The sequence below is a fragment of the Streptomyces sp. XH2 genome (assembly GCF_049725035.1).
Lineage (GTDB): Bacteria > Actinomycetota > Actinomycetes > Streptomycetales > Streptomycetaceae > Streptomyces > Streptomyces roseoverticillatus.
In genome coordinates, this window is the sequence record NZ_JBMMMZ010000016.1 from 135,253 (window position 1) to 151,394 (window position 16,142).

General features: G+C 70.1%; 11 protein-coding genes. 2 read left to right on the forward strand and 9 right to left on the reverse strand.

All coding sequences use genetic code 11. The features are described from left to right. Window positions 1-37 precede the first annotated feature (37 nt). From ACOTKD_RS30835 to ACOTKD_RS30845, 3 genes are read right to left on the reverse strand one after another with little or no spacing between them, the layout of a single operon-like run. Window positions 38-1,657, reverse strand: coding sequence for a hypothetical protein (locus ACOTKD_RS30835; protein WP_424892292.1), 1,620 nt, complete (start codon window positions 1,655-1,657; stop codon window positions 38-40). 9 nt (window positions 1,658-1,666) lie between these two features. Beyond that, the gene (locus ACOTKD_RS30840) at window positions 1,667-2,869 is read right to left on the reverse strand and encodes a hypothetical protein (protein WP_424892293.1); all 1,203 of its coding nucleotides are present in this window, start codon (window positions 2,867-2,869) and stop codon (window positions 1,667-1,669) included. Next, a complete protein-coding gene (locus tag ACOTKD_RS30845; RefSeq protein WP_424892294.1) occupies window positions 2,847-4,046 on the reverse strand; it encodes a hypothetical protein in 1,200 nt (399 codons plus the stop codon). The genes ACOTKD_RS30840 and ACOTKD_RS30845 overlap by 23 nt, the downstream gene beginning before the upstream one ends. Window positions 4,047-4,761: 715 nt before the next feature. Between ACOTKD_RS30845 and ACOTKD_RS30850 the strand changes: the two genes are divergently transcribed. After that, on the forward strand, window positions 4,762-6,084 hold the full coding sequence (locus ACOTKD_RS30850) for a hypothetical protein (RefSeq protein WP_424892295.1): 1,323 nt from the start codon (window positions 4,762-4,764) through the stop codon (window positions 6,082-6,084). Window positions 6,085-6,946: 862 nt separating this feature from the next. Beyond that, complete coding sequence (locus tag ACOTKD_RS30855) at window positions 6,947-7,903, forward strand: immunity 49 family protein (protein WP_424892296.1); 957 nt, start codon at window positions 6,947-6,949, stop codon at window positions 7,901-7,903. A gap of 871 nt (window positions 7,904-8,774) precedes the next feature. On the opposite strand, the gene ACOTKD_RS30860 is transcribed toward ACOTKD_RS30855, so the two are convergent. The 6 genes from ACOTKD_RS30860 to ACOTKD_RS30885 form a co-directional block, all read right to left on the reverse strand. Beyond that, window positions 8,775-10,478, reverse strand: a complete 1,704-nt coding sequence (locus ACOTKD_RS30860) for a DUF2637 domain-containing protein (protein WP_424892297.1) — start codon at window positions 10,476-10,478, stop codon at window positions 8,775-8,777. Window positions 10,479-10,691: 213 nt separating this feature from the next. Further along, a complete protein-coding gene (locus ACOTKD_RS30865) occupies window positions 10,692-14,603 on the reverse strand; it encodes a LysM peptidoglycan-binding domain-containing protein (protein WP_424892298.1) in 3,912 nt (1,303 codons plus the stop codon). Between the two features lie 5 nt (window positions 14,604-14,608). Beyond that, window positions 14,609-15,058 (reverse strand): pilus assembly protein TadG-related protein, encoded by a 450-nt coding sequence (locus tag ACOTKD_RS30870; protein ID WP_424892299.1) that lies wholly within the window; start codon window positions 15,056-15,058, stop codon window positions 14,609-14,611. A gap of 13 nt (window positions 15,059-15,071) precedes the next feature. Beyond that, entirely contained in the window at window positions 15,072-15,527 is a 456-nt protein-coding gene (locus tag ACOTKD_RS30875; RefSeq protein WP_424892300.1) for a TadE/TadG family type IV pilus assembly protein, read from the reverse strand. After that, window positions 15,524-15,937, reverse strand: coding sequence for a TadE family protein (locus tag ACOTKD_RS30880; RefSeq protein WP_424892301.1), 414 nt, complete (start codon window positions 15,935-15,937; stop codon window positions 15,524-15,526). Before ACOTKD_RS30880 ends, ACOTKD_RS30875 begins: the two co-directional genes overlap by 4 nt. After that, window positions 15,934-16,134, reverse strand: coding sequence for a hypothetical protein (locus tag ACOTKD_RS30885; RefSeq protein WP_424892302.1), 201 nt, complete (start codon window positions 16,132-16,134; stop codon window positions 15,934-15,936). Before ACOTKD_RS30885 ends, ACOTKD_RS30880 begins: the two co-directional genes overlap by 4 nt. Window positions 16,135-16,142 lie beyond the last annotated feature (8 nt).

Consider the following 16,142-nt stretch of genomic DNA (forward strand, 5'->3'; position numbering starts at 1 on the left):
CCGATTGTCCGCTGGGAGCGCTCCGTAGGGAGGCCGTTCACCTCTCTGTGGCGTGGGCCGTCGTTCGTTCGGGGGCGACAGTTCGGCTGGGCGTGTGGGCCTCGACAACTACCTCACGCAACGCGGCCACCGCCTCGCGGACGTCGACCGCGAGGCGGGCAGCGGACGCGGCAGCGTTGCCTATTGCATGAGCCTGGGCGTGCTTGAGAGAACTGGCGCGGTCGACGGAGCCAGCATGCACTCGCAGCCCGTGGCCAGCCTCCGCCAGTGCCTCACTCAGTTGCTTGAACGCCTTCTGATCGCGCTCCAGCCGGAAGGTCGAACTAGCACGGCAGCCACTGGCCCCGATCCTCGCCAGCCGCGCGGCCAAAACGGTGGCGAGCCGCTCAGCGTGTCGCAACGCCTCCCTGAGCAGGGGAGTAAGCCGCACTACCTCGGACGTGGTGCAGGCTAGCGAGAGGAGGGAGGCCAGTCGCAGGCTCTCCTCCAGTGAACGGTGGAGCTCGGAGATGACGGGTAGCGCGGAAACTGGCAGCGACTGAATCAGTGCCTCAACTGGGGCCGCGATCGGGCTGGCCCGCTCCGCTGGGCCGCCGCTGGCCACGAGCGCCACGGCGTGTGAGGGTTGCTTGCCGAGGATAGGCGCGCCCTGCGGCACGTCTGGGGACTCGCCCCAGAACGTGGTCAGGACTGTGTCAGGCCGGGCGCAAACCGCGTACGGGAGCACTGCGAGTGGTGCAGCCTCTTCCTCCTGGCCGCCGATCAGGTCGAGGCTGTCGTTGAGTAGCTGCAGCCCCCGAGTGATCGCAGGGAGCCCGCGCGCAAGTGCGGCATCCAGTCGCTCGGCGATCTCCCTCCCGTGTTCCCCGCGACGCCGGAGCAGCGCGTGCGCCGCGATGATGTGGGTGTCGGCGCACCAGTCGTAGCCTTCGGTGAGCTGGGCGGCCCAGTCCTCAAGCAGGTCGTGGTCAGCGTCCAGGAGGTAGTAACCGAGTGCGAGATCGAGCAGTATGCGGGACGACGGCTCGATGGAGTTCCGGATGCTTAGCGCGTGGGCCGCCACTGGCCGGGCTGCTGGCAAGTCAGCCCGGCGCAGGCAGTCGAGCAGCGTCGCGGCCGGCCCGGGCTCGGGTTCGACGCGGTCCCCAACGATCCAGAGTGGTGTCTCGGACGGCTGCAGGACGAAGCAGGCTGGGCCTCCCGACGGGCTGACCTGGGCCAGATTGGTGGACTTCGGCAGGCCGCTGGTCAAGACGGTGCTGGTGGCCTGGCTACGCAGAGTGAGCCAGTGGCTGGACACGAAGCGGCGAGCCTGGAGGTCCCAGGTCCATCCGGCGGCCCACGGGGTATCGGGGAATCGCCTCGCAGGCATGGTGACGGGCGGGCCGTTTATCACGGTGAGCGGTAGCGGTACCCATGCCTCGCGGCCGTCCACCGCGGCGTAGCCGGAGAGCCGATCCCCGTTGGTCAGCCTGCCCTGGACGCTGTAGCTGAGGGTGGCCGGCATCGATACCCGTACTGGTACCCCGCTCATCACCACAGCGGTCGTCCGCGTCTCGGGCCGGTCGGCGATCACCTCAACCGTGCCGACGACCGTGCCAGGTGCAACGTCTGATAGCTCAAATCGCAGCTCGGCCCCGATCGTTTCGGTCGTCACCTGCTCATCTCACCTGTCCTTCGGCTGCGGGGTAAGGCGTTTGATCTCGAGGCTTTCCTCGTATTTCGCCGGGATGATGTTCTTTCCCGGTTGGATCAGTGTCTCGTGGACTCCGTCTTCAAATTTCACTGTGAGGTCGTACGAGGAAGCCTTGGCCTCGGACTCCCACTTGTCGGTCCGCCCCGGTCCACGCAAGTGCGTCGCCTGCGTCAGCCGGCACTGCAGTTTCCAGTCTGCACTGGCTCGGGCTGATTCGGAGGTGCAGTCGAGACGGAACGGAACGAGTGGAGCTTCCGGGAGTCGGCGCAGAACCGTAAGGCGCCCGCTGTCGGCAGGTTCAACGTATAGATCGTCCCCAGCGGAAAGGGCGGGCCAGTCCCAGCGAAGCACATCGGAGAACTTGCCGGGCAGGTTGGCGCTGAGAACCTCCCAAGAAGCGCCCTCAGCGGTGGCCCCGAGCCCGTTAAGTGTCTTCACCAGGGCAGCGGCGAACGGTGTGACCTCGCCCGGGTTAACAGTGCTTGCAAAACCAGGGGGAGTCGGCGTGAAGACCGGGTTGTGCACCCGTGTTTCCCTGTTTGCCAGGGATAGCCTTTCTGCATCCGGGTTGTCGACGATCAGATCTGGCCCGTAGATCTCCCATTTACCCAGAGCGGCGGGCTGATCCGAACAGGTATCGAGGAAGAAGCACTGGGTCAGCGCCTTACAGGCTCGCATCGACTTCCGGGTCTTGGTGAAGTCGATCAGGCGATCCTTCCAGTGGTCGATGTCCTCCGCGAAGTCCTCGGGCAGGAGGTACTTCCGCGCGCTGCCCCAGCCGTGCCCACAGAAGTACAACAGCCCGATGTTGTCCTTGGCCTGGTTACAGCTTGCTACCCAACGAATCCAGGCGGCTCTCACGTTGTCGTAGATAGCCCGCTCCGGCCTTGGCAATGCCGGGTCCGTTGGCCAGTGCACGGCAGACTCCGAGGACAGAAGGACGTCGACCGTGCCGAGTTTCACGTTGCTCTTCGACCAGTCGGCATCGATCAGCCAACGAGCCACATGTACCGCGGAGAGCGGCGCACAGGTCAACTCATCCAAGGATCGGAGCAATGACTGTGGCGGCGCTTCCCAGGGCACTTTCCTGCCGCAGTATGGATATACCCCAATGCCGATCACCAGGGCGTGAATGCGGGAGCCCTGGCCGTTATCGATCGTGTACACGGTCATGGCATGCCACCTGGACGCGCTTCGCGATTCGGAAGTAGAAGTTCGGCTGCTTGAAGTAGGCGGCGTGCGCCCAGAGTGCTCTGGATTCGTACTGGTAGTCCTTGACTCCTTCGAAGACCGGCTCCGCGGAATAGCAGAGGATGTCGCTGCGGTCGACCACGTTGATCCAGGTCCGGATATTGGCACGTGCCGGAACCTTCCGATGGTGGGCGGTCGGCAGGTTGGCCGGCACTCCGTCGAAGGCGGAGAACTCGGCGAAGAGGCCGACCTGCGAGCCCACAGTCACCAGTACGTCGATCACCAGCTCCGGATCGAAGTGGCTCGCGATGTCGTAGACGATGTCACCACCCATGCTGTGGGCCACTACAACCAGTGACTCCCCGTCCGGGGCGCCAGCGACCGCCGTCCGGAGGTCGTCCAACACAGTCTTAATGATCCTCCCCGGGTGCTGGGGGGTGCCTCTCGTGGCGAGGTACTTGAAGACGTCCCCCAGCAACGCCTGCACCCGATCGTCTGTGAGTCGTCGCAGGCCGCCAGCAGACAGCCGGGTCGGGGTCCCTACCAGGGCGTCCTGAAGCGTCCGGGCAGTATTGCCGAGCCACTCGCCGGCCCGGCTAACCGCCTCGCCAGGGCCGAGCGTCTCCCGGCGGAGCTGCTGCTCCCGGCCAGCGTTCACGAAGGCTTCGATCAGACTGGAGTCGTCACCCACGTCGTCCCAGAAGCGATCGGTCCGGTCAAACCGGTGGTGAAGCTCGCAGTAAGCGGCTAGCGGGACAGCCAGCGCGGCCAGCTCGTTCAGTTCATCGTCAGAGCAAAGTTCGATGTCGAGAGCGCTGTAGAGCAGGTCTGCAGCGTCCGCAAGGCTGTCCCGTGCAGTGTCCAGGATGACCTCGTTGGTGCGACCGCTCTGGGGCGGTTCGGCAGCCGCCAGTAGCTGAGTCACGGAAGCGTCATCCCCCGCGCCCAGCGACTCCGTGATGCCTGGGCGGCAGGCGTGCCCCCACCGCGGCAGGGCACCCTCTTTGCCCCACCACGGAAGGAGCACTGCGTTGTCGCGGGGAAGGGCATCGATCGCGGGCAACAGGAATTGGCTGAACAGTTTGTGCCGAAACTTTTGAGCCTTCTTGGCCTTCACCTCGTCGTGGTTGCCCACCCCATGCACGAAGACCACCGGCATCGGAACCACCACCCGGTACTGCCCTCTCCTTTCCCTCTATCGTCCCCCTGCCTGATTTCCCGTGCATGGCAGGCGCGGGAGTCGCACCACAATGGCCACCCGATGGGTGGTGTGGCCCGCTGCTCGCCGGAAGCGTCGCCAGCATCGCAGGGGGCGGCTCTGGTGCGGGGAGTGGGCCGGCGGGATCAACTGATCGCTGGGGCCTTGGCGCGGGCCGCCTCAACATCGTTCCAGCACAGGATGCAGAGGGTTCTGGCCCCCGGCCCGTACCGGTGGCAGTCGTTGCGGCACCTCGCGCACGGCCCTACCTGGGCCGGGGGACAGGTGGGTATGGGGGGCTTCTTCGGCACGGGTGCAGTCACGGCTTCCTCTCAGCTCTCGCCTTAAGGACAAACCGTATGCCGTGCGCATTCCCGGCGGACGGAACCCGGGGCGCTCCCTGATGTCGATCGGTTCGGAGCCGGTCCCACGACCGCTTCGCCGCGGAGCAGCTCTGCGGCTGTGCGGCGAGCCGGGCGGCGAACTCGCACCCGACGCGCACGTCGGCTGGGGGCTGGCCGCAGCCGTCCGTCAAACTCTGCGGTCTCACCGGCCGCCGACCTGGGACAAACCGGTGGCCGGCGGACGGCTGATCCGCGTGCGGTTTCGCGGTAGCCGGTAGCGCAGCGAGTCGGTGAAGATGATGGTCCAGATGATCAGCCGGGGAGGGGCGGTTGTGGGGAAGCCAGCGCGCCGTGGTGTTCGCATCCCGTTCGTCAGGGACGCCAACGATGACCGGTACGACCGGTTCGCGATCGATGTCAAACCCCAGCCGCCCTTCGTGCCGCCCTTGCGGTGCGACGGGTGCGGGATACGGGTCGGGGTTCGGCACGGGAACGCCGATGATCCCGACTCCCGCTCCTCCCACTATTTCCGGCTGGAAGACCACAAGCCGGACTGCCGCTTCGATCTCCAGCAACGCGGCGCGGCTCTCGTCGCGGGCTCCCAGGGGACCGTGGTCCGGCGCGAGGGGCAGTGGCGGCTGAAGTGCCCGCCCTTGGGCCGCAGCGGCCCCGGCGGCAGCGCCAAACGCCCCGCGGCGCCCGCCCGGCCGTCGACGAACACCCGCGGCACGGGCCCGCGGCCGACAAGTAAGCGTTCCGGCCCGGCCATCGCCTCCGCCCGCCGTATCGTGCAGCTCCTGCAGGACTTCGGCGACGACCCCGGCGCCGTCGCCCAGTTCGCCGCCGTCGCCCCCAACGGCCAGCGGGACATCCCCTGGGACTCCTTCTGCTACTCGCGCACCAGTGTCCACACCCTCGCCCAGGCGCTCATCGACGGCACTGCTCCGGCGATCCCGTTTGCCGTCTGGGGACCGGCGAGCATGGCCGACGCCGTCGCCGGGAAAAGCGGCGAGAGCTACGTCGTCCAGTACGCCGCCCGCCACCCCGTCACCGTTGACGGCAAACGCCTCCAGCTGCGAGTCGCCCTGCGCTCCACCGACCGCGACTGGATCGCCGCCGGGACACGCTCCGGAAACTTCCTCGGCTACGGCTACTGGCGCACCTTCCCCGCCGACCTGGCCAGGGCGCGCAACCGTGGCTGGATCGAACTCCAGCTGTGGGCGGACGAGCCCTGGCAGGTCGAACGCTGGGACATCGACCCCGCTGTCCCCGGCGCCCCCGCCCGCCCATCGACGCCACGGCGCACCCCGGCGGCCCCCGTCATCACCCCGCCCACCACGCCTACGGCTCCGAGGCTTCAGCCGGACCCCCTTCCTGGGCCTGAGGAACTGCGCCACCAGGACGACGTCCGGCCCGTGCCACCGCCCGCGCCGCTGCCGACGCCGACGGACAACAGCGCCCCCGGCCCTGGGCCGGAGCAGATCCCCGCGGACCGGCCAGCCGGAGAAGAACCGGCGAAGCCGGCGCCGGAACCAGACGCCCAGCCTGTGCTTCCACCCCCACCGCCCCCTGCCCATCCGCCGGCCATCCCGGCGCCGAGCACAAAACCGCCTTCGGCCTGGCACCGATGGCTCCGCCGCTTGCGCCGCTCATGACGCCCGCAGACGTTCTGTGGCGTGCTGGCTCGCCAGGCTCCGCCGGTCGAATCGAACCGGCAGGCGGTCGGGTGCGGCGGAGGTGGTCCACCCACGCCCCCGCGACCGCCGGGTGCACCGGCCACATAAGCTCCCTTGATCATGGGAGCGGACATCACGGCCCTCATCGTCGAGTGGGCCCACCTGGAGAACATCCCCGTCCTCGAACGCGAGCACGCGCTCATCGAGGCCGCGGACCCCGACATCGATGACGGATCGGTCGAGGACGGCTGGGCCTGGCTGCCACCCGTCGCCGAGGGATTTCCTACCTGGTGCGCCCGGTACGAGTTCGGCGGCACCCTGGGGTCGTTCAAGCCCCACTTCTGGGCGGGCGAGCGATGGGAGGCCGTACGCGAGCACGCCCCGGCCGACCTGCGGGCGGCGCTCGATGTATTCCTCGCCGGGCTGATCTGGACCCCGCCCGGCACCGACGACGGCCTGGACGAGGATGACGCCGAGCCGTGGTACAGCTCCATGTGGGCCTACTGCCCGCCCCCGGACGTCCCCGCCCTGACACGGGCATGGGATGCAGCCGGCCCGCGGCTTGAGGAACTGCGTGAGCCCTTCACCGCTCATGCTGCCGCCCCCGGGAGATGGATCGGCCACACCACCGTGGATGGGGGCTGGTCGGCCTGCCGATCTGATCCCGCCCGGCGCGAACCGCCGCGCGCCCTGCTCCGGGCAGGACTGTGCATGAGCGCTGCCCCTGGACTCCGAGGGCGAGCCGGCGACCTCCCGGCACTGTCGGCAACGCGCAGCGGCACTGTCAGTGGTGACTGCCATCATCGACGCCGACCGGAAAGATCAACGAAGGACGGCATCCGTGCAGGACGTGACACGCCATACGGTCAGCGAGCAGAAGATCGCCCAAGCGCTGGAGGACATCCACCGGCGGACGTTCTACCGCTATCACGGGCTCCGCTACGACCATCTGTCCCTGAAGGGACTCCAGGAGATGCACGACGAACTCCTCGACCACGTCGCCGCCCGCACCGCCACGGACCCTGCACTCGACGAGCCGTCGCGCACAGCGCTGCTGACCGCGGCGGAGTGCTCCCTGGGGATACTGAACGTCGGCTGCTTCCCCGATGGCGACCAAAAGATTCCCCTCCCGTTCATCGACGAGACGCTCAGCAGCGAAGAGGTCGTCTTCGGCGACGACGTCATCGATGAGGCCCCCACGGCCCGCACGTGGTGGGACACGTTTGCGATCTGCCTGGTCAGCGGCCTGACGTGGCAATGGCAGCGGGTGGTTGGACTGCTCCTGCGCGGCGACCTCGCACCCGCGATCCGCGACGGGATCCCGTACTCGAAGCTGACCTCGGTGTCGGATCCGGCGGACCTCGCCGCGATGGACGCACTGTGCAGCTACCTCACCCCGTCGCGCGGTCACCTGCCGATGGACTGGCCCACCATCCCCTTGCGCCGACCCGAAGCCGACGAACGCGCGGAGGCGGCCCGTCACTTGGACATGGCCGGCTCCCTGACGCCGGACCAGCGCCTTCTCCGCGTGCTCCTGGACGACGACCAGCACGCCTTCGAGCAGGCCCTCGCCGCCCGGCTCACCGAGCACCGGGACAGCCAGGACCCCGACCCCGCCCCCAGGACGCTGCTGCCGCTCGGCCCTCTGGCCCTGGCCGCCCTCGCGGTCCAAGCACACGGGTGGGACCTGGACGTCCGGTCCAGCTACCTGCCGCACGGCATCTTCAGTTCCCTGCAGGCGCTGCACGAAGCAGCGGGAGCCGACGAGAACAACCTGGGCGGCTGGACCGCCAAATAGCAAACCGCCAGAACGGCGGCGACCGTGCAGCGCTCACCGGGCGCCCGCACTCTAGGCGGGTGTCCAGCGGGCCCCGGCCAGTTGCACTCATCGAAGCCCTCCGGCACCTTGCCGTACGGGGCGTAGGTGCTCACGGCGAAGGTGCCCGTGAGGCGGTACCAGTTGACGTCCACCTTGCCGCCAGTCTCCGCTGGGGCCCAAGTGCTTCGCCGCGTCATCGTCCATCACCGGACAGTGGTCAACTTCGTCATCGAAAGGAGCGCTCATGGACCAGCCACCAACGTCATGGGCCGATGACCTGGCCGAGGAGATACAGGCCAGCTACCCGAGCGTGCGGCTCGAACTCGGCCACTGACATCGCGGTCCGTATCTCATCCTGTTCTGGATCGTCCTCCCGGAGAGCGAGCGAGGGAACGGGCTCGGCACCCTCGTCATGGAGCACATCACTTCTGCGGCCGACCTACGAGGTGTACCGATGGCACTCAGCCCAAGCGACACTTTCGGCGCGGACCTGGACCGGCTGCACGAGTTCTACCGGCGCCTCGGCTTCATCGCCAACACCAGGCGTGGTGAAATCGGCGCCTCTAGAGAGAGCATGGTCCGCGCACCACGGGACTCCGTCGCGACGGACCGTGCCCAGAGCGTGAACACCGGTTTCGGCGGAGGTCTCGGGGAGCAGCGGGACCGCGATTGGCGCCGAGAAGGTTCTTGAGCAGCAGCGCGCCCCGGCGATCGCATGAGTCGCCGCCGATGCTCAGCCGCTGTCTCCTCTATGTCCCGTCATCTCGTGTCGGCCGGCCGAGACTACCCATCCCCTGTGACACCGAGGCCCTCCTTCCCGGCGCGTGTGGGAAGGAGGGCCACTCGGTGGTCAGGCCGCCTGCTGAGCGGCGATGGTGTCGGCGTGCTGTTCGAGGCTGGACCAGTCCAGGTCGACGTACCCGGCGCCGTCCTTCTCCAGGATCGGGCCGTACAGTCGCTCCAGCCGCCGGTACTCGTTGCCGCCCGAGTGTGGGTTCTTGTAGCCCGCCCACTTGGCCAGGTCGCCCTTGTCCAGGGGCAGCCCGGCGACGTAGTGGGCGACGTAGATCCGCTCGGCGAGCTGGCGTGGGCCCTCGTTCGCGGGGAGGGAGGAGAGATCGATCTGCATGCGCGGGCGCTCGCGCACCTCGTCGCCACCGGCCCCGGGTGCGGGACGGTCGTGCCGGACGTCGTCCTGCCTCTCCTCGGCCGCATCCCCGCTCGTCACAGCGCCCTTCGCGGCCGGCGGGCTCGTCACCGGTTCCTCCCCGGCAGCCGCTCCGGTCTGCGGGTCGGGCTCCGGAGCACCGGCGGGATCCTCGGTCTCGTCAGCTTCTTGTACCTCTTCGACCATGTCAGCCGCGTCCGCTGCGTCAGCCGAGGGCGCTTCGCCCTCGGCCTCGGTGGCCGTCTCGGGCAGGTCCCCCACGATGGGCGTGTCCTCCTGCCGGGCCTTGCCGTTGGGCCGCTCGGTGGCCTCGGCAGGGTCGGGCGCCGGCTCAGGTTCCGGAGCCGGTTCCGGAACCTGAGCGGGTTCCGGAGCGGGGTCGGGAGTGTTCAGTGCGGCCGGCGGCGGACCAGCGGGCGCTGGGGCTGTCGCCGCATCCGCCGGCTGGGGCACGTGCGCAGCCACCTCCGGCGCCGGTTCGGGGGCCGGGGGAGGGAGCTGTGCCGCGGCGGGTTTGTCCAGCAGCACCTTGGCACCGGCCGGTTCAGCGGGCGCCGGCACGGCCGGCTCGGGAACGACCGGCTCCGAGGCGACGGTTTCAGGGCTGGCTGCTTCCGGCACGACCGGCTCCGGAGTGACAGGCGCGTTCGGCACGGGTTCCATGGGCGGGGCGAGGGGGCTCTGGGAGCCCGGTGCCCGGACGTTTTCGATCGTGGCGAGCAGCTCGCTCCGCCACTTCTTCCACATCTGCACGGGCGCGCCGATGGGCCAGGGGAGCCAGAGCAGCCGGCTGTAGCCACGTTCCTGGTCGGGCTTGTTCTGCTTGTTCCGGCCTGTGATCACCTGCTCGATCTTGACCAGCAGCATCTCGAGCAGGACGGCGTAGACCAGCGGAGGAACCACCGAGAGGAATGCCCCGCCCGCCCCCGACTCCGGGGCGTGGAGCAGGTTCATCTGCGCGCTGGAGGCGACGAATACGAACAGCAGCAGACGGGTCAGTCCGGAGGAGCGCAGGGTCAGCGCCTCGAAGAATCTGATCAAGCTGAGGCTGAGTGCACCGGCGTCCAGCAACAAAGCGAACCCCGTGGCCGCGTCCCAATCGCCCCCGTTGTGGGCGTGGGCGTACTCGCGCTGTGCCCCGAACGACAGCCAGGCGGCGATGCCCGCGAGGACGAACATCATCACGCAGCCGATCGCGAGGGCGATCACAGCCAGGCGGCGCCGCCATGCCTGGCGGCGCTGGAGGTCGAGCTCGGCCCGTTCCTTGGCGTCGGCGCTGCTCTTGATGCCGCGGCGCCAGTGGGCGAGCAGCATGGCGACGGCGACGACGGCGCCGATACCCGCCACGGCCATGCCTGCGGGCAGAGCCCACTGGGACAGGTTCATCAGCGGCCTCCTTCCCGGGCGTGGTCTGCCGGGCCGGCCGGTGCCGTAGCGGCAGACCCGACGTGCAGGGCAGCGCTGCGCTGCCGGCGGGTGGTCATGGGCGCGGTCTCTCCTTCGTAGGGTGGTCGGCCGTGGAGGGGCCCTCGCTCTCTACAGGTGTGGTGGAGCGGTGCGGTGTGACAGCGGACCGATGGGAATGTGAAACGGGATAGGTCATGAAGCGGCGGATTTGAGGGTGGGATGGGCGCGTTCGCCCTTCAGAAGGGTCCGGAGGAGGCCCACCGTCTCGGGGGAGGAGTCGCACCCCTCCTCGGCGTTGATCTTGGCCAACTGGTGGGCGGCGCGCTCCAGGCCCTCGCGGTCGCCCATCTCGTGGCAGATGGTGAACAGGTCGCGGTAGAGCAGCTCGGACTGGTTGTCCACGATCATGCCCTTGGTGACGGCCTGCGCGGCGGCGCGGTAGTCGCGTACGTGGCGGCGGCGTTCGGCGAGCTCGTGCGCGACGTCGACGATCGCGCTGATCATCTCTTGGATGTCGGCCTCGGCCCAGGTGTACTTGGAGGGGTCGACGTCGGCGAAGGGCCGGCCGCGGACCAGGGCCAGGGCCTGGGCGAGGGCGACGTCGGCGTCCGGCCCGTCGTGGTGCATGCCCTTTTGGTACAGCTCCTGGAACTGGTGCCAGTCGGAGGTGACCTGGCTGTTGAACGCGTACACGCCGCCCTTGACGGGGGGCAGGTAGGCGGCTTGCGGGTCGCTGGGCGCAAGGAGCGGGTCGCGGCCGACCCAGGCGCGCAGCTTGCTGATGGCCGAGTTGCGGGAGTCGGCGAGCGTGCGGATGCCGGGCCAGATCGCCTCGTCGAGGTCCTGGCGGCTCAGGCCCGGGTGGAGGACCAGCCAGGCCGCGATTTCCTTGAGGGAGTTGCGACGGTTGCTCTCCACGCGGCCGAGCGTGCCCACGACGTCGACCGGGCCGAGGACCAGCACCTGGGGTGCGGCCGGCGGCTCGGGCGGGGTGGAGAGCGCGGCCAGCACCGTGGAGGTGGCGGCGCTCGGCCGGGGCACGATCCGCCGCTCCACCGGGGCCGCCTGCTGCGTCTCGCTGTGACCGAGTGCCGCGCTGGACAGGCCCGAGTCGGCTTCCTCGTCCTCGGCGGCGTCCGGCTTGTGCCCGGCGGCCTGCTCGGCGAGGACCTCGCCGAGCGCTTCGTTGAATGCGTCGGCGGACTCGGGCCGTCCCCAGACCTCGGCTCCCAGCGCGGAGGCGGCCTCGTCGTCGGCTTCTGCGCCGTGCCGGTCCTGACCGGGGCGCTCGGCGGAGGGCGCTGCTGTATTCGTGCTGGCGGCCGTGAGCGGGGAGGCCGGGGCCTCGGCGGCGACGGCGGGCGACAGGGCGCTGGCGGACTCCTCTTCTTCCTCCGCGCCCGCGTCCTTCGCCGGGGTGATGCCGCCCCCATCCTCGTCCTCCGGATCGCCGACCGCGGCGGTAACCTCCGCTCCTTCCGGGAGGGGGGACGGCTGCGCCCCGGCAGCGACGGCCGGAGACAGCGCGCTGGCGGACTCCTCCCTATCGGCGGCGCCCGGGTCCGTGTCCGTTGCCGGGGCGGCGGGTGCGGGGGCGGGTGCCAGAGAGGTGAGGTTGGGAAGAGCGGTTGCCAGGTCTCCGGCCGGAGCCGTGGCCTGGACTGTGGTGGCCGAGGGGACGGTGGTGGTCTCGGGAGCGAGTGCGGAGGCCTCTTCAGCAGGGGCGGCGACTGTGCCGTGGGGGCCGTTGCGGTCCGCCGGGCCGGTGTGCTGGGTCCAGGGCGGGGGCGGCACGTCGTCGGTGCGGCTGGAGGTGGCGAGGAGCTGCACGAGCCGCTCGTAGGCAGCGTCGTCGAGGTGCTGCAGCTTCACCGCCAGCCCCAGGCCGGGCAGTTCGACCGGGGTGCCCGGCTGGGCGGGCAGGGTCCAGGAGCTGGGCAGGTCGAGTTCGCCGCCGGCTGCGGAGACGACTGCGACGGAGGTGCGCGGGCGCGAGGTCAGCAGGTCCTCGAGCACGCCGGCGGCCGGGCCGGTCGGTGCCGTGGTGGAGATGAGGATGCGGGGGATCCAGGAGTCCGCGGCGGTCTCGTCGCTCAGCCGTGCGGCCCGCAGATGGTCGTGGCTGCCCTCGTCGAGGGCATCGCGCTGGAACGCGTCATGGGCCTGCAGTTCGGCGGTGGCGCTGCCCAGGTCCGTGTGGTGGTCGATCTGGTCGGGGTAGAGGGTCTGCAGGTCGCTTCCGGATCCAGTGAGAACGACCTGGGTGGCGGGTGCCAGCTGGGAGGAGGCGAGCTCGACGGCGAGCGCGAGCATGACGGCGCGGACCTCGGCCGGGCTGCCGTCCAGGCGGAGCAGGCCGATCGTCTCCAGGTCGACCAGCACCGCGTCGCCGTCCTCGGTCTCACCGAGGCTGACCAGCGCCGGGTAGGGCGGAGCGATGTCGGCGGCCTGGTCCTCATCGAGCAGGTCGGCGCCGCGCGCCGGGCACCACCACAGGGCCGGGTTGTCCTCGCGTTCGGTGAACGGCGCGACCGGCGGTGTCGCGGCGGCCAGGTGCAGTTCCACACCGCGTGCGGTGATGCGCATCGCCTCCACCTCGGGCAGCGGCCGGCCCGCCTCCCGGCAGCGGAAGGCCAAGGTGCGCAGGGCACGGTCGGCGAGCACGGTGCCGGTGACGTCGGAGGCGACGCGCAGCTGCTTCTCGAAGTCCGCGGTCGCGCCGGACGGCATGGGGATGCGCCGCTTGGCCCTGCGCCGGCGCTGCTGGCGCGCCCGCCGCGTGGCGATGACGGCGAGCACGGCGGCGGCCAGGATGCTCCCGGCGGCCGCGACCGTCTTCACGCTCTGCTCGCTGCCCTCGGACGTCTCCTGCTGGACGGGCGCCTGCTCGGCGGGCGCGCCGGTGGACGGCGACTCGGCCGGTGCCTGGGGCGCTGGCGTCTGCGCGGACGGCTGCTCGGCGGGCGTCTGCGGGCGAGCCGTGTGCCCCCCGCTGCCGTCCCGGCCGTCTTCCTTGCCCTGGTCGTGCTGCTTGTCCGTCCCCGGGGCCGGGGCCTGGTGCTGCTTGTCCTGCTGCTGGGCGTGATCCGGCTTCGGCGCAGGCTTCGTATCCCGCGACGGGGTGCCGGCGTCGCTGCGGTCACTGCCACCGTGCGCGGCCGGGAGTTTGAGCTCCCAGCCGGGGTAGATCTCGTCCGGGTCGGTCAGCGTGCGGCCGTCGCTCTGCCGCTTGTCCTTGTTGAGCTGGGCGATCTCCTGGTACGCGCCCGCGTCGCCGAGTTCGGCCTGGGCGATGGAGGACAGGGATTCGCCGTCCTTGACGGTGTGGAAGGCGTGGGGCGCCGCAGGTGCGTCGGCCGGCGCGGCCGCGAGCTGGGTATGCGCGCCGTTGGACTCAGCGGCCGTAGCCGGGGTGGGGACGGGCTTGGCGTCGGCGGGCAGGCGGAGCTTCCAGCCGGGCTGGAGGAACGCGGTGTCCGCGCTGATGACTGTGCCGTCGGCTTGGGGGACGCCTTCGTTGGCCTTGACGATGTCGTGCCAGCGCGTACCCGAGCCCAGGCGCTGCTCGGCGATCTCCCACAGCGAATCGCCCTGCTTCACCTCATGGACCGGCCCCGTGTACGCGGCAGCTGCCTTCGCCGTGGGCGCGGACTGCGCGGTGGTGGACGCGGCCGGGGTGCCGGTGGTCTGCGGAGCTGTCACGGAGACGCTGGCGGCGGTGGCCGGGGTGGTGGCGGCGAACGCGGCGGAAGTGGGCAGGAGCAGGACGATGCCGCCGACCAGGGTGCCGGCCAGGCGCTGGGTGCCGCCCAGGACCTTGATGCGCGGCGCGCTGCGGTGGCGCAGGGCGGAGAAGAGCTCCAGGATCACCGACGCGGCGAAGCTCAAGTAGCCGTACCAGCCGATGAGGGTGATCGCCCCCAGGAACAGCTGCCCGTCGTCCGGACTGGTCAGCGCGGTGGTGACCTCGTCGAGCGACGGCACATGGTGAGGCAGGACGCCGACCTGGAGCAACAGGTACGGCACGAGAACCAGCAGGGCGACGAGCACTGCTAGGCATATCAGGCCGCGCAGGATGGCGGCGGCGGTGGAGCGTGACTTCATATCGGCTATCCCCGGTAGACCAGATCGGCGCTGGCCCGGCCGGTGACGGACCAGCCTCCGCCGGGCAGGAATTTGGGACTGTACGTCTCGGCGACGGTGACCTTCAGGGCCGCTCCGTCGTCGCTGACCGTCACTGTGCCGCTGGCCCCGGCGGCGGTGAGGTAGGAACGGGCCGCAGCCACGGCCGCGTTGCGGTCCACCGTGATGCCCTGGCCGGAGATGGCCTTGCCGGCATCGATGGCCTGACCGCCAGCCCGGGCAGCTTCCTGGGCCACGCCCTCGGCGTGGGTGAGGGCGCGCAGCTTGCCGCCGCCGTCGATGACGAGCGCGGCGATCGCGAACAGGCCGACGATGGTGACCAGGACGAACAACGACATCGCGCCGTCATCGTTGCGCCGGGCGGCGGCGAAGACGCCCCGCAGACGGGACGGCACGGAAGAGCGGGCGGCGGTCATAGGTCCCTGACCTCTAGTTTCGCTGACGGTAGGTATCGATCGGGCTGGTGAAGTTCGCGGTGAGCGTCTTGCTCCCAGGCAGCCCCGGCATACCGATATCGGACAGTCGCACGGTGCAGCTGACGGTCGCGGTGGTGACGGACGGCTCGCCCAGACGCGCGGAGAACCCACCGGTGGAGATGCTGGTGGAGAACGAGGTGCACGGCAGTCCCTGCTGGCTCAGCACATCCTGCGCAACCCGCTCCCCGGCCGCGCGCCCCGCCCCACCGCTGCGCTCCAGGGAGGCGGCGCGGGCGGCGTTGCGGGCAGCGGCGTCGACCGTGTTCCCGGCGGCCTGGATCCGCCCGAAGGCGATGATCAGGCACACGACCAGGATCAACAAGGGCAGCAGAATCATGGCCTCGAGCGAGAGGGCCCCCTCGTCGCGGCCGGCGCGGTGGCGCCAGCGGGTCAGGAGTTGGGTGTTCACGGCGTGGTGATCCGTTCGGTCGCGGCCTCGGCGTGCTGGCGGATGGGCAGCGTCAGCCCGGGCACGACGGTGGCGACGTGCCCGGTGACCTCGATCCTCACCGTCTGGCCGCGGCTGCCGCCGACATGGGCGTCGGAGATGCTGCCGCCGGCCCGGTTGAGGAAGTCGCGGGCTTCGGCCGTGCCGGTGCTGATGCTGGCCCCGCGGACACGCGCGCGCTCCACCCCCTGCTGGGCGGCAGCCAGCGCGACGTTGCGCGCGTGCCACCACAGGCCCACGTGGACAGCGAAGAGGATCAGCAGCAGCACGGCCGGGAAGACGACCATGAGCTCGAGGCTGAGCGCACCGCGGTCCCGCTCCCGGGCCGCGCGGGCCAGGGAGCGGGACCAGCGGCGCAGCGCCGAGGTCACTTGATGGCGTCCTTCTTCTCGTTGACCTTGGCCAGGAGAACGGCGGCCGCGACACCGGCGATGACCACCAGGGCGCCGACGAGGATCATCGCCTCGATGCTCATCCCTCCGCGGTCCTCCTCGCGGGCCTGCTTCAGACGGGCCATCACGTCCTGGGCGCGCACCGAAAGCGCCGTCCAGATCGGGTCGTTGAACATGGAGTTAC

Coding starts and splice junctions, on each gene's coding strand:
- ACOTKD_RS30845 (WP_424892294.1), bottom strand. CDS start 4,046: ATGCCGGTGGTCTTCGTGCATGGGGTGGGCAACCACGACGAGGTGAAG.
- ACOTKD_RS30840 (WP_424892293.1), bottom strand. CDS start 2,869: ATGACCGTGTACACGATCGATAACGGCCAGGGCTCCCGCATTCACGCC.
- ACOTKD_RS30870 (WP_424892299.1), bottom strand. CDS start 15,058: ATGACCGCCGCCCGCTCTTCCGTGCCGTCCCGTCTGCGGGGCGTCTTC.
- ACOTKD_RS30885 (WP_424892302.1), bottom strand. CDS start 16,134: ATGTTCAACGACCCGATCTGGACGGCGCTTTCGGTGCGCGCCCAGGAC.
- ACOTKD_RS30860 (WP_424892297.1), bottom strand. CDS start 10,478: ATGAACCTGTCCCAGTGGGCTCTGCCCGCAGGCATGGCCGTGGCGGGT.
- ACOTKD_RS30865 (WP_424892298.1), bottom strand. CDS start 14,603: ATGAAGTCACGCTCCACCGCCGCCGCCATCCTGCGCGGCCTGATATGC.